Raw genomic sequence first — 14,015 nt, forward strand, 5'->3', positions numbered from 1 at the left:
CGCACGAAGTGCGTGATTCTTTTCACTAGCCTCTATTCTCTATTCTCTATTCTCTATTCTCTATTCTCTATTCTCTATTCTCTAGTCTCTCAAAGACTCACTGCTCATTGCTCGTGCCTCGAGCCCCTTGGTTTCTTTTTTTTTTCTTGTGCATGGGGGGGATATTATGTACTTTCAAAGTACAGTAAACTTGTTCGCGCAAGGAGTGACTATGGACTGCAGGATTCTTGTACGGTTTGTCGGTGTCGAAGCCGACTTGAATGCCTTGTGGGACGCTTTCATGGAGCAATTCCCCGAGGCCGAGCTTCCGAGTGCCGATTCTGGCGAATGGTATTCCGTCGACGAAGTGATGATGGACGAATACGAGTGCCGTTTCGAGGAACTGCCCGAAGGCCCCCTTGTGGCGGTGGATGGCTGCCTGCTTGTGGAAGAGGCTCCGCCAGAGGATGTCCTGAGCGATTTGATGGAACAATTCGAGCGGGTTTACGGGATTTTCAAGTGGTCTACCGTCGAGGTGGGCTATGGTTGTGGCTCCAGTGAGGGCTGGGGCGAATTCAACCCAGATTATGCCGATAACGGTTCCGACGAGGCCAACGAGATTTCGGAGGCTGTCCTTGGGTTTTAGTTGAAAGGCTGTGCGTTGTGTCACTTGCGTTTTCAACGAAAAAAATCTAATCTTACAGGAGGTTTGGCGGTCGGGTGTCTGGAGGTTATATGAAGTTATTGCGCTTTTTACCGGTGTGTCTTGCGGCTGCCGTCACATTTTCCTATGCGGTCCTCGATTTGCCGAGCGCGCAGCCCAAGGTAGACGCGTCTTACTGGAATGCGGCGCTCGATAGCACCTGGCAGGGCATGATCCGCCGCAACATTAACCCCTACAGTGCCGGTGCGGGCCTTATTCACCGCCCCAAGAGCGAAACTCCGGGTGATGCCGTGAGCGAGGGCGTGGGCTACGGCATGTTGGTCGCCCTCTATGCAAATGACCAGGCCTCCTTCAATAAAATGTGGGAAAAGGCGAACGAGACCATGTGGAATGGGGATTACCATGACTGGCACATGGACCCGAGCGGCAATATCCCGATGGAAGGCCATGGTGCCGCGACTGATGCCGAAGAAGATATCGCGCTGGCCTTGATTTTTGCAGATAAACTTGTTTCTGCCGGAAAGTGGACTGCCTATACTTCAACTTCGCCCAAACTTCAACAAAAGACCTATGCGGAACAGGCCCAGAATCTCCTGAATAAGATGTGGGACACGAAGCAGATTCGTTCTGAAGGTATTGTTGCGCCGGGTGCTGGCTGGGGCGGTTATGAATTCGTGAACCCCGGGTATTTCTCCCCGGCCTGGTACAAGGTGTTCGAAAAGTTCGACAAGTCGGATGCCAATCGGTGGAAAACGGCTGTCGACAAGTGCTACGAGATTATTTCCAAGAGCCCCGGATACAGCATGGGCATGGTTCCCGACTGGATGACGCCGGAAGGCGGCTGGGTCGGTTCGGAAGGTCTTGGCTACAACGCTTACTTTGAAAGCCGAGCCTTCTTCAAGGATGCTATCCGCATTCTGTGGCGCGTGGCCATTGATGCCATTTGGTTCGACGAAAGCCGTGCCAAGGAATTTCTCAAGAATGCGCTGAAGTTCATCAACGACAAGGGTGGCCCCTCTGCCGCGAACTTCTACCAGATCGAGAAGGCGGGCGAACTTTTGCCGGCCGAGGACAAGTGGAAGGAATTTAACGACTCGAAGAACGAATCGACATGGCGCTACCGCAGGGAACATAGCCACCTGACGATTGGTATGTGGGCGACTGCGGCGATGGCTGTGGGCGAGGCTGCGGACAGGATTGCTTTCAGCGAGGAAATGGCCAAGTTCTACGAGGGCGGCGATTATTTCGGGCTCGCGCACGATACTTCTGCGGCGCTCGAAGACACTCTGCATAACGAGATGTACTTTGACCAGTTCCTGGCCTGGTTCGGGACTTCACTCATGAGCGGCTTGTTCGTGAACGTGGTCGATGCCGTCGACAATCCCAAGACTGCGACTCCGGGCGATTCCTCGTCGTTGACGAAGATTCCCGAAGTTCCGGTGGATTCCGATACGGTCGTTGTCGATACGTCGAACCATCAAGATTCTGGCAAGGGCAATGGCTCTGGCGACGACAAGATTGTCGCAAGCCCGTATGCCGTCTCTGGTGCGGTCCAACTGGTTCAGACGGGAGAAGGATTCTTCTTCACGGCGACGCACAGTGTAAAGTGGACCGTGTACGGCTTGGATGGTCGCATTGTGGCGACTGCTACCGGCAAGAATTTTGCCTGGAGCGCGAAGGATATGCACGGCATATTCGTTGTCAAGGCGGTGAGCCGCGGAATCCGTTACACGCACAAGATTGTAACGCACTGACGTTGAAATTTTGAAAGTTGCCCCATTTTGCTATATTGGGGAACATGCAGAAAACAGACGAAAAAATGCACGATGCTGCGGATATGCAACCGAAACCTGTGAAGGATTCGGTTGTTGTCACCCGCGATATAGTCCACCCTTCCGACGTGAATGCACACGGAATCGTGTTTGGCGGTTACATGATGTCGCTTTTGGACAAGGCGGCGTGCATTGCCGCGTTTACCCATGCGGGCAAGAAGGTGACCACGGTCGCGATGGACGGCATCCGCTTTTTCAAACCGGCCAAGGTGGGAACAATCCTCACGATTCGCGCGTCCGTGAATCGCGTGTTCAATTCGTCCATGGAAATTGGTTTGAAGGTGATGGGGCTTGATCAACTCTCGTCGGAAGGCGAGCAGCTTATTTGCCGAGCCTACATGACCTTTGTCGCTGTCGATGCAGAGGGCCACGCCCTCGCTGTGGCTCCGGTTGTACCTGAAACGCCCGACGAAATTCGCCGTTACAACGAAGCTCTTGTCCGCCGCGAGGCGAGAATCGCCTTGAGCAAGTCGCTCACGGCGCGCTAGACTGGCTTGTTTTTCGGGTCTGTCGCTTTTTTCCTGTCGACCCAGACACTTTCGTTGAACAGTTGGCCTTCGCTGAGGCCGTATTTCTCCTCGACTCCGGCTTGTGCGATGGCGGCGTCGATACTTATGTTGCCACGGATGGCGGCGACGTAGGTCTGTATTTTGCGGCGCGCGATTTCGGGGGATTCGTCGAGCAGTTCAATCCTGAAATGGTTCACGCCCGCGGCAGTGAGGCGCGGGAACAACTTGAGTGCGGATTGCGGTTTGCCTACGAACAAGGTGTTGCGGCATTCGGCGTCGCTCTGCAAGAAGTGTTTTTCGCCTTTGTGGTCGAGAATTTCCACTTTGTGTTGCGTGCAGATTTTGCCACATTCGGGGAAGCGGCGGCCGTCGGTGAGCGCCCTTGCGAACGCACAGTATTCGGAGTGGAATGCCGGCATGTACTGGTGGAGTGCCAGTTCCAGGCGGCCAGCGTCGATATTGCCGAGCAAGTCGAAAAGTTGTGTGCTGTTCAGGTCCCAGGAGGGGTGGAGCGTTTGCAGCCCTTGGTCGAGCAGCCATTCGTAGCTTAGGCTGTTTGCCGCGTTGAGGCTGTAGTCGCCGTGCAGCGGGATGCCGCTCCCGCGCAAGATGGCGAGCGCTCCGAGGCTCCGTACTAGGGCAAAGTCGGGGGCGAGGCGCAGGATATTCTTGAGGTAATGGTTTTCGCCGGGCTTGTGGATGCGCAGTGTCGCCATTCCGGCTTTCAGCCCGAGTTCGCGGATTTGTTCCAGCGGCTCATCGTACTTGACGCCCCAGTCAAAATCCATGATGGCGCTGTCGATGTCGAGCCCGCGTAGCGCTTCGATTTGGTTGGGGCGGCGGACGAGCACGGAGATGGTTGCCGGGGTGTGCGCGTTTTGGGCTTGCTTGTGGGTGGAAGCGTGTGCCAGGAGGGCGCGGCCGCGCGCCGCATCCGGCGCGCTGGCGGCCATCGACATCCGGGAGTCGTCCATGGCCGCCGTCGCCTTTTGGCGAAGGCCGCGCAGCACTTTCCCGGGAACGAAGGCGTTGGCCGGAACGCGGATGTCCAGCGAATGGGGCGCGTATGCCGTCGAGCCGAGGGCGGAAAGCTCTTTTTCGGCCAGCTCGCGGAAGTCGCGTTTTTTGCCGTTCGCACTCTCTGCCGTATCGCGGCTGGCTTCCACGGCGATATCGCTTTCGACGGAAATCTTGTGGTCGGCGTCGTCGAACATCGTAAGGCGCAGCGGTTCCCCGATTTTTCCGCTCAGGACGATGTCGACAGGGATGCGCCTGCTTTTTTCGCGGTCGGCGAATGTGTGCTGGAGTTCTTTTTCGAGGGCGGGGGAGTCGTTGCGGTATGCCTTCATGCCGGGGGCGACTTTGCGCAGCTCGAAATTCCTGCCGAATTGCAACATCAATTTGCCGTTACGTTCTATCACGCCGTACAGGCGGCTCCCCAGGCTCAATCCGTTTTTCGGGTTCTCGAAGAGGATGCCGTCGCCTTGGCGGGGGAGTGCCGTGACGCCTCCATCGGGCGTGGAAACGGTGATGCTGTCCCGTTCTATGCGGGAAACTTCGCCCAGGTATTCGCCGTGGTGGTTGCTGAATGTCCCGTCGACGAGTGCCTGGTGGTCGACTCCGTCGAGCCAGCCGGTAGAAAGCCCGCGCGAGAACAGGACCTCGAGCGGTTCCATGTCTGTAGCGGGGAGTTTATCGTGGGTGTCGAGGGATTTTTTGTATGCCTTGGCGACTGCGGCCACGTATTCGGGGCTCTTGAGGCGGCCCTCGACTTTAAGTGAATCGATGCCGATTTCTTCGAGGTCGTTAAGTCTAGGCAATGCACAGAGGTCGTGCGGGCTGAAAAGGTACTGCGCATTGGTGTCGCGGTATTCCTTGCCGTCTACGAAAATGCGGTAGGGGAGCCTGCAACTTTGGGCGCACTGGCCTCGGTTCGCGCTGCGCCCGCCAAAGTTCTCGCTGGTGAGGCACTGGCCCGAATAGCTCACGCAGAGCGCCCCGTGTACAAAGACTTCGAGTTCGAGCGGTGTCGCTTCCTTGATGGAGGCAATTTGTTTTAGGGAGAGTTCACGGGCCAGCACGGCGCGGTTGAAGCCCAGTTGCGATGCGAAATTGACGGCTTCGGCGCTGGCGAGCGTCATCTGCGTGCTCGCATGGATTTCCTGGTCTGGCGCGATGGCCTTTATGAGCCGTGCAAGACCGATGTCCTGGATAATGAATGCGTCCGGCTTCAGTGCGATGAGTTTTTCAAGGAATTCGGGCAGGTCGCGGATTTCGCGCTCGAATACGAGAATGTTCATGGCGAGGAACGTGCGCACTCCGCGCACTCTCGCATAACGGATCATTTCTTCGACGTCTTCGAATGAAAAATCTTCTGTGCGTCCACGGGCGTTCCAGTGGGGGACGCCGTAGTAGACTGCATCGGCCCCGTTCTGGATGGCGGCTTCTAGCATATCCCGCGTACCCACGGGCAACAGTAATTCCGGTCTCTTCACGATTACAATGATAGAAAAAAACTACATTTGGACCATGATGAAAAAATGGGCCTACCATGTGTTGTTGATTTCGTTTTGTTGCTGTGCGTCTTCGGCGCTGCTGGCGTGCTCGGATCCAGAAAAGGCTGCCGAGGTCGAGAGGCTTTCTATCCGCAACGAGGCCCTGAGGCGTACCGTGGATTCGCTGCAAGACGAGGTGAATATCCTCAAGGCGCAGAGCGATTCGGTCAAGAATGAACTCAAGTCGCTCGACATGCACCGCTAAGCGTGTTCTTTATACAGTTCCTTAATTAGAACGCTAGAAAACTTTTTCGAGCCTTTCGATAATTTCGTCTATGGGCGTGAAAGCGCACATGGGGAGGCTGACCGCCTTTTGGCTGGCCTTGTCGGCGGCGTTTTCTGCATAACGTGCGGCAAGTTCTGCAAAGCAAGGCTGCCTGTGCAGTGGCATGGGGTAGTGGATGCAGTAGGGGATGCCCGCCTTGTCCAATGCCGCGACAAAATCTTTTCGGTTGTCTACAAGCAACGTGTATTGGGCGTAGGTGCTCGTGTTGCCATCGGCGATTTGCTGCGGGGTGAGCCCTTCGATGTTGGCGAAGAAGGCGTTGTAGCGTTCGGCGATGGCCTTGCGTGCCTTGAGTTCTGCATTCAGGTGGGCGAGCTTGACGCGGAGGACGGCGGCCTGCAAGGCGTCGAGCCTGCTGTTCATGCCGGCGGCTTTGTGGAGGTAGCGTTCCTCGCTGCCGTGGTTTGCGAGCATGCGCGCTTTTTGGGCGAGTTCCTTGTTTGCGGTGAAAATGGCCCCGCCGTCGCCATAGCAGCCGAGGGGCTTGCTCGGGTAAAAACTGGTGATGGCCATGTCCCCGAAGGTGCATGCCTGTTTTCCGCATTGCGTGGCCCCGAAGGCTTGCGCGGAATCTTCGAGGAGCCAGAGCCCGTGGCTTTTGGCGATTTGGCGGAGTTCTGCGTATGGGGCGCACTGGCCGAAGAGGTTGACCGCGATGATTCCGCGCGTCAGCGGGCCGACCAGGGATTCGACGCTTTCGGGAGAAATCTGGAGGGTGTGCGGGTCGATGTCGGCAAAAATGGGGGTGGCACCGAGCCTCGCGACACATTCTGCCGGGGCGATAAAGGTGAAATCCGGAACGACGACCTCGTCCCCCGGTTGGACGCCGAGGGCCGATAGGGCGATGGTGAGTGCGTCGGTCCCGCTGGCGCAGGTGACGGCGTTTGTCCCGGTGTAGGCGGAAAGTTCTGCTTCCAGTGCGGTTACTTCTGGCCCACCTATATATATTCCGCTGTCGAGGACTGCTTTCTCGGCTTTCTCGAGCTCTTCTCGGTAAGCGTCTCTTTGGGCCTGGATGTTCACGAAAGCAATCATGCGGACAAATATAGAAATGCAGCGCTTTTAGGTGGGAGTGGGGGTAAAAAGTGCGAAAAATGTTCGTAAATTGTCTTTTTTTGCCGCTCCCCTTGAAATTCCCAATTTTTTTACTAACTTTGTGCCAACATTTTTAAGTAGGTTTTCACCCGGAGAAATAAGGTGCCTCAACATAAATCTTGCAAAAAGCGTTTGCGTCAGGCCGAGAAGGCCAATGCCATGAACCGTTCCGTTCGTTCCGCCATCCGTTCGAGCCTCAAGGTCATCCGTACGGCTGCTTCCAAGGAAGAAGCCCTCAAGGAAATGCCGAACCTGTTCAGCATGCTGGACAAGGCTGCTGCCAAGAGCCGTGCAGGTTTCAACGCCAATCGCGCTGCGAACTACAAGGCCAAGGCCGCCAAGGTCGTCAACGCCCTTGCTTAATTTCTAGGTCTCCTAGTTGTTTGTTCACGAAACCAGCATGCCGAGCGTGCTGGGTTTTCGTGTACCTATTTTTGTAAGTTTTTTGGCAATTTTGGCCAATATTGTAAAAAAAACATTCTCAGATTGCGAATTTGGCCTTTAATCGGGCTTTTTTTTGTCGCTTTTTTAAAAAAAGTGTGATAAATTGTAACATTGCTCACATTTGTGAAACATTTTACTATTTTCAAGTCCGTGAATTTAGCGAAGACGACTATACATTTTCAGAATTCGACTCGCTCGATAACAATCCATTTGCCGGAATTTTTGTTCCGTGCAAGTTCTTGGATTAAGGTTGTCGTCCTTATCGGAGTTGCGCTCTTCGCTATCCAGTTCGTTTCCATTTCCTTGTACGATGGCCTGCTTTCGCAGGGGCTTTCTAGCCGCCGTGGTTTGGACCGCGACCTCACCAAGATCCAGGAGACGGTCGACTACTTGTCCATGACTTCGGATGACTTCTACAGGGACGAGCGCAGGTTGCATGCGCGTTATGGTTTGCCTGTGCCGGACGAGGGCACCCGCGAGATGGGTACCGGTGGTGAAATCGCTTCCGATTCGCTTCTGCTCCGTGGCATGTCGCCGGTCCTTGAAAAGGCCGCTGTGCTTCAAGAAGAAACCGACCGCTTGAAGAGCAAGTTCTACAATAACGGCGAGTCGTTCTCCTCCCTTACGAATTACATCAACCAGAGGCAGACTATTTGGCGCTTCGTGCCGTCCATTTGCCCGACGCAGGGGCATTATGCTTCTTCCTTTGGCCCGCGTGTCCACCCTGTCACTGGCGAGGTGGGCAAGATGCACAATGGTATTGATATCGGTAACGACCGCTGGACTCCGATTTTTGCATCGGCCGATGGCGTGGTCGAAATCGCGAAACTTAGCCCGTCTTTCGGGAATTATGTCTTGCTGGATCACAGCAACGGCCTCAAGTCCGTTTACGCGCACATGCAGATGTATGTCGTGAAGCCGGGCGAGTTCGTTCGCCGCTACCAGCTTATTGGTTATATGGGAAATACCGGCCTCTCTGTTGGCCCGCACTTGCATTACGAAGTGTGGGAGAACAACCATCCGGTAAATCCGCTTGCCTATATTTTGCCTAACGACCACTCGGTCGAGTAGGTGCCTTCGCTGCCAGTTTTCTTGGCGCTGGTCTGACCGGCGGCAGTGAGGGGCTCCCCACGGGGGAATATTGAAATTCATTCCATTCTTGCCGTCGCTGGCGTTTGCCTGCCCGATGTTCGTGGAGTTTTTCCCGGACCCGATCGATGTCCGCGACGATGAAGGCGAGTTCTTGGAAATTCGCCTTGACGATTTTTCGGCCGACAGCCTGTTTGTGGCTTTCGAGGCCAAGCCCGCGCTCTCCTTTGCGTACCCAGCGGGCTCGAGGTTCGTGCTAGTACACGATTCTCTGCATTGTCCCGATATCCCGAATGTCTCTTGCGGTTCACTCGGGAGCCTTTCCATGCCCAATTCGCGCGAGACCACTTGGAAATTGTGGGCCGGTGCGTGTTCGGATTCTATTGTGCTCCCCAAACCCAAAGCGGGGTATGCCTTCCAGAGGGTGCGCGAGACAGACGAGTGGGCTTTTAGCCGGGGGACGCCCGGGACGGCGGATTCGGATTACGAAGCCGGTTTTGACGACTGTGGGCTTTCGGGAATCAAGGCGGAACATGGCGAGGGGGAGTGGGCGCTTTCGGGGTGGCTATCCGGTTGCGATTCGTCGACGCTTTTTGTGGAATCGCTGAATCTTGCAAAGCTGGGTGGGTGGCGCCACGACACGCTTGCCGTGACAGGGGCATTCAAGCTGAGGTTGCGCGGGGATGCCGTGTGGGCGAGGCTGCGCCTGCCCCGCGACGAGGCTCCGTCGAACGATTCTCTGGATACTCTGCTTTTGCAGCGCGGGAAGTCCCCGCTCGTGATTTCGGAAATTCACCATTGCCCAACGGAACCTGAGCCGGAGTGGATTGAAATCTACAATGGGTCGCGCTATGCGCTGCCCCTTTCGCGGGTGGTGTTTCTCGACCGGAGCGGTTACCTTTCGGATTCTATCCGCCCCTACGAAAACGTGCTCGTGACACGCGATACCCTTGCGCTTCGGACTGCTATCGGTTTTGGTGACGTGAGGATTTTGCAGGCCAATTTTGGTTACTTGGGCAATACGGGCGGCTCCGTGTTGCTCGCGGTGGACAGTTCCGTGGTGGATAGCGTTGGTTGGGACAAGAATACGGCAAAGTGCCCTGCCGGTTTTAACCCGCGTACGAAGCTTGTGGAAAATACGCCCGGTTTTTTGGGTTATGCTTCGCAGTCGTCTTTTAGCGACAAGCCGTTCACGTATACGCTGACTTCGCGCGTTGTGCGGCGGCGGGGGGAGGTGCTGCGCGTGCGGGTGGAGAGCGAATTTGCCGTTTCGCTCAAATTGCTTGATTCGGCCCGGCGGGAAGTGTGGTCGTTTGCCGTGCCTCCGGCGTCAAATTCCTGGTGGATTGTCCCGGTGGCAGATAAACTTTCTGTGGGTGTGGGGTATGTTTCGCTTTCGGTGGGGGACTATGCGTCGGTCGTGGGTATTGTGGTTAGGCATTAGTACACAGTTGTGGGCAATTGGTGGGCCGGTCCCTTTTGTGCCGGCAGTGCAGGGAGATTTGGCACCTCGCGGTTTGCCTGGATTCTATTCGTCTCCGGCGCGAACGGCAACTCCTGGGTTTGCGCTTGCCGCCATGCACGATGTGGGCGATGTGGACGAGTTCGCCTATGCGGGTTACGGCGAAGTAGGGGTCGGGCCGCTCCGGTTGGCGTTTTTTAGCACTTTTCACGGGCTCGACAGCTTGTACAGGCAGTCGTATTCGGAATTGCAGACCTCGTTACCTGTGGAAACGTTCGTGGGAGCATTTGTCCTGGGTGCCGCATACGGGCTTTCGATGGAGTGGCTCCCGGGTGCTGAAAAGTGGGCGAGGCACCGCTACAAAGGTGGTGCTTTGTTCCTGTGGCGCGACTTTGCCGTGGGCGGGGTCGTGCACGGCTTCACGGATGGCATGGACGGATATGTCGATGGGCGCGGCGGGTTGCACTGGGAACCGCAGGGGAGTTTTTCCTTCTTTTTGGAGGCGGACCGGAGTTCGGTCTGGTTAGGGAACGGAATTCGCTTCCGGTACGCTGGATTGGATTTCCGTTACGGATTCCCTGACTTCTCTGTTTCCTTGCTTTTGAGTGCTTATTGGGAAGGTTGGTTTGCTGGTGGGCTCGCCGGGTCGGGCGGGGTTCCCCTCATGGGTGTATTTTCGGGAAAAACGTTTGCAAAATGACTCGGCGATTGACGGAATGTGGAATAATTTGTTTATTTTGTAGAATATGGATGATATGATTGTAGAAGGTGCCTTCAACTGGACCGTGGCATGGAGTTTCCTGTGCTGTGTGCTCCTTGTGGTGTCTTCTGTTGCGATTCTCTATATCCGGGACAATCGCGAGAAGCAGAAACTGTACAAGCTTTTTGCTGGCCACATGGGCGAGTTCATCGTGGTTCTCTCCCCGAAGATGGAGTTCCTCTACGGTTTACCGATTTTTTCCAGTGACCCCTTCTTTGGAATGCTGAACCGGGAACGTTCCTTGGAGGACTTTTTGCCTGCGGCAGACTGGATTCGCGTCTGCGCCTATTTCAAAGATACGGACAGGCATCCGAACATGCCGTTCATGCTCTCTTACGACGATGGCGGTGATACTCCGATTTGGTACGAGTTGCGCTGTGTCAAGAAGTACTATTCTTCGGTGGAATTCCATTACGTGTGCTTTATCAGGAACATTTCCAAAGAAGTCGAGATTAGAAAGAACAAGGAAGATGTTGAATCGAAACTTCGGATGCTCCTTGAAAATACGGGTGACTTCATCTGGAAATTCGATGTCGAAAATCATAGGCTAACAAGCCTTACACAAGTGTCGGGAGATCGTTACCGGATAATCCCCATTCCTATGGGGGAGGTCGACTTGCATATGCTTGTCCCTCCGCAAGATTATGCGGTGCTTATGGACTTGATTAACCAGCATGTCTTGGCTTACCATAGAACCGGCAATGTGGAAGATGGCGATGTCAATACGAAGATCCGTGGCTACCGTACAGACAAATCGATGGTGTGGTACGACTTGCATTGCAAGTTGGAGGTCGGCGACGATGGGCACTTGTTCTATAGGGGTGTGGCTCGCCGCATGGACGTGATGCTTGACAATCCGTTGTTCAGTTCCGAAGAGGAAAAAGACGCCATGCTTGCCGCGGCGATGTCTTTCCCCGATATTCGCACCTTCTGGGTCGATAGGAACTTTATCGTGCAGGGATGTAACCAGGCGTTCTCCCTAGATATGAAGCGGAGCGATCCCGAGCATGTCAAGGGAATTTCCCTAGAATCCCTCCCGGCGGAAAAACTTTCGCCGATGGTGGCCAAGAAAATTAACGACGTGTTCAACATGCGCAAGAGCGTTGCGTGGAAAGATGTGTACATGTCGTCTGACCAGTACATTGTATTCAATGCCGTGCCGCTGACTTCGGATAAAGGGTTGGTTCAAAGCGTCATGTGCTTGTACATGTTGCTTGGCCATAATGATTTTAAATCGGTAAATAAGGACGTTAACTAAAAAAGGTAAATGAAATGAAAAAAATCATCGTAATTTCTCTCTTCGCAATGATTATGACTGCCGGCTGTAAGGAAACGCCGAAGGCTGAAACCCAGGCAGCTCCGGCCGCCCAGCCGGCCGTAGAGCAACAGGCTCCGGCAGCAGAACCGACCCCTGCTCCCGAGGCTCCGAAGGCGACCATTACGAATGTGGAATGGGCACAGGCTCTTGAAATGCAGAAAAACGGTGCCGTGCTGATTGACGTGCGTACTCCGGGCGAAGTGGCCGAAGGCACTGCTCCGGGTTCCATCAACATCCCGCTCCAGGAAGCCGAACAGCGTATCGGCGAATTCCCGAAGGACAAGGACTTGCTGATTTTCTGCCGTAGCGGCAAGCGCAGCATGGCCGTGTCAAACTTCTTGATCCAGAACGGCTACGAACGCGTGTTCAACGTGGTCGGCGGATTCCTCGCGTTCCCGAAGAATTAGAATTCAGGGATTAGGGGCTAGGATCTAGAGGCTAGGGAAAAATAACACGGCTTCGCCGTCTGTTATTGACGCACGAAGTGCGTGATCCTTATTCCCTAGATCCTAGTCTCTAGCCTCTATCCCCTAACAAATGAACTACCTGCAACTTGCACTCGAAGAATCTTTCTTCTCGATTGGTATCAGCCGCCCGAACCCGGCGGTGGGTGCAGTTGTTGTCAAGGATGGAATCGTTGTGGGCAGGGGGCGTACGCAGCGCCCCGGCAATGCCCATGCCGAAGTCATGGCGCTGCGTGACGCGGGCGAACTCGCCCGCGGGGCGGCCATATACGTGACGCTCGAACCGTGCTGCCACTATGGCCGCACGCCCCCCTGCACAAAAGCCATCATCGACGCAGGGATATCCGAGGTGTACTTTGCTCATGCCGACCCGAACCCGGTTGTGCGCGGCAAGTCCAGGAAAATTCTAGAAGACGCGGGCATTGCTGTTTATGAAGGCGAGGACGCCTGCGTACGGGCTTGTTTTTGCGACGAAACGGATAATGACCTGCATGCTTCTTCGGATGCTTCGTGCGAATGCGGCGTGTTCGGTTACGAGGCTGCTGGCAAATTTAAAAGTAATGTCGGTGCTGAGGCTGCGTTAGCAGAATTCAAGGCCGAAGGCCGTTCCGTTTTCCACGAAGTGGAACGCTATTTTGAAGCGTATGATTATTTTGTACGCAATAAACGAACTTTTGTCGAAATTAAGAGTGCGGTATCCGAAGATTCCTTCATGGGCTGCATAACCGCTAAAGGCCGCCACGCTCCGCTGAAAATCACGGGCCAGGGTGCAAACTGCTGGAATCATGAACTCCGCGCCATGAGCGATGCCGTGCTGGTCGGTGCGGGAACGCTCCTTGCCGACAATCCGCGCTTGGATGTACGGTATGTGCAGGGGAACTGCCCCGTGAAAGTCGTGTGGGCGGGCCATCACGAATTTATCCAGCCAGAAATCGAATCGCTTCATGTTTTCGCTCCGTGTGGCGAAGGTGCTTTTGTGCCTCTCGTCTTTAGCTGTGTGGCGCAGCCGCAATTGGACGGAATTGCCGAGGTCGTTGCTTTGCCGCACGAATCGTTTGCAGACAATTGGAACTTTATGGTAGAAAACCTTTCCGCCCGCGGTATGCACCGCCTGATGGTGGAACCGGGTGCTGCACTTGTGCATGAAATATTTAATGCGCCCCGGGAACCAGAAAAGCCCCTATGGAACCGCATTGACCTTTGGCGTTCCACGGACCCGTCTGTAGAAGCTTCTCTTGCGCGTCTCGTGGAATGCGGCGAGGCAAAATCCGGCCTTGAGTTTCCCGGGCTCCCTCCTTGTGCCATCGCCAAGGAATCCGCGATGATCGGACCCGACGTGCTGACGGTGTATTATAGCGGTGAGGCTCGAGGCGCGAGACAAGGGGCTAGAAACTAGAGACTAGAGAGACTAGTGAAAAAGAATCACGCACTTCGTGCGTCAATAACAGACGGCGACGCCGTGATATTTCTCCCTAGCCCCTAGATTCTAGATCCTGTTCCCTCCTAACCACCAACCACTAACCACTTCCTACTGTCTACTGTCTACTTCCTACTTTTA

General features: G+C 55.0%; 13 protein-coding genes. 11 read left to right on the top strand and 2 right to left on the bottom strand.

Going from position 1 to position 14,015, the window contains the following annotated elements; genetic code table 11:
* The first annotated feature begins 211 nt into the window (after positions 1-211).
* From Q0Y46_RS14140 to Q0Y46_RS14150, 3 genes are all read left to right on the top strand, one after another.
* Complete coding sequence (locus tag Q0Y46_RS14140) at positions 212-625, top strand: hypothetical protein (protein ID WP_297948336.1); 414 nt, start codon at positions 212-214, stop codon at positions 623-625.
* Positions 626-714: 89 nt separating this feature from the next.
* A complete protein-coding gene (locus Q0Y46_RS14145) occupies positions 715-2,397 on the top strand; it encodes a glycosyl hydrolase family 8 (protein ID WP_297948337.1) in 1,683 nt (560 codons plus the stop codon).
* Between the two features lie 44 nt (positions 2,398-2,441).
* Complete coding sequence (locus Q0Y46_RS14150) at positions 2,442-2,963, top strand: acyl-CoA thioesterase (RefSeq protein WP_295683661.1); 522 nt, start codon at positions 2,442-2,444, stop codon at positions 2,961-2,963.
* On the opposite strand, the gene Q0Y46_RS14155 is transcribed toward Q0Y46_RS14150, so the two are convergent.
* Entirely contained in the window at positions 2,960-5,479 is a 2,520-nt protein-coding gene (locus Q0Y46_RS14155; RefSeq protein ID WP_297948339.1) for a U32 family peptidase, read from the bottom strand. The genes Q0Y46_RS14150 and Q0Y46_RS14155 overlap by 4 nt on opposite strands.
* A 34-nt stretch (positions 5,480-5,513) precedes the next feature.
* Here Q0Y46_RS14155 and Q0Y46_RS14160 point away from each other — a divergent pair, with 34 nt between their 5' ends.
* Positions 5,514-5,744 (top strand): hypothetical protein, encoded by a 231-nt coding sequence (locus Q0Y46_RS14160; RefSeq protein ID WP_297948341.1) that lies wholly within the window; start codon positions 5,514-5,516, stop codon positions 5,742-5,744.
* Between the two features lie 33 nt (positions 5,745-5,777).
* On the opposite strand, the gene Q0Y46_RS14165 is transcribed toward Q0Y46_RS14160, so the two are convergent.
* Complete coding sequence (locus Q0Y46_RS14165; protein ID WP_297948344.1) at positions 5,778-6,860, bottom strand: DegT/DnrJ/EryC1/StrS family aminotransferase; 1,083 nt, start codon at positions 6,858-6,860, stop codon at positions 5,778-5,780.
* Between the two features lie 162 nt (positions 6,861-7,022).
* Between Q0Y46_RS14165 and rpsT the strand changes: the two genes are divergently transcribed.
* The 7 genes from rpsT to Q0Y46_RS14200 all read left to right on the top strand — a co-directional run bounded on the left by rpsT (position 7,023) and on the right by Q0Y46_RS14200 (position 13,853).
* Entirely contained in the window at positions 7,023-7,283 is a 261-nt protein-coding gene (gene rpsT / locus Q0Y46_RS14170) for a 30S ribosomal protein S20 (RefSeq protein WP_295683654.1), read from the top strand.
* Between the two features lie 204 nt (positions 7,284-7,487).
* Positions 7,488-8,435 carry a M23 family metallopeptidase gene (locus Q0Y46_RS14175; RefSeq protein WP_297948347.1) on the top strand — a complete coding sequence of 316 codons (948 nt, stop codon included), beginning with the start codon at positions 7,488-7,490 and terminating at the stop codon, positions 8,433-8,435.
* Positions 8,436-8,505: 70 nt separating this feature from the next.
* Positions 8,506-9,897, top strand: coding sequence for a lamin tail domain-containing protein (locus Q0Y46_RS14180; RefSeq protein ID WP_297948350.1), 1,392 nt, complete (start codon positions 8,506-8,508; stop codon positions 9,895-9,897).
* 58 nt (positions 9,898-9,955) lie between these two features.
* A complete protein-coding gene (locus Q0Y46_RS14185; protein ID WP_295683645.1) occupies positions 9,956-10,615 on the top strand; it encodes a hypothetical protein in 660 nt (219 codons plus the stop codon).
* Positions 10,616-10,661: 46 nt separating this feature from the next.
* Positions 10,662-11,933, top strand: coding sequence for a hypothetical protein (locus Q0Y46_RS14190; protein WP_295683642.1), 1,272 nt, complete (start codon positions 10,662-10,664; stop codon positions 11,931-11,933).
* Positions 11,934-11,947: 14 nt separating this feature from the next.
* Complete coding sequence (locus Q0Y46_RS14195) at positions 11,948-12,400, top strand: rhodanese-like domain-containing protein (RefSeq protein WP_295683640.1); 453 nt, start codon at positions 11,948-11,950, stop codon at positions 12,398-12,400.
* 130 nt (positions 12,401-12,530) lie between these two features.
* Positions 12,531-13,853 carry a dihydrofolate reductase family protein gene (locus Q0Y46_RS14200; RefSeq protein WP_297948356.1) on the top strand — a complete coding sequence of 441 codons (1,323 nt, stop codon included), beginning with the start codon at positions 12,531-12,533 and terminating at the stop codon, positions 13,851-13,853.
* Positions 13,854-14,015 lie beyond the last annotated feature (162 nt).

It is taken from the genome of uncultured Fibrobacter sp. (assembly GCF_947305105.1).
Classification (GTDB): Bacteria; Fibrobacterota; Fibrobacteria; order Fibrobacterales; family Fibrobacteraceae; genus Fibrobacter.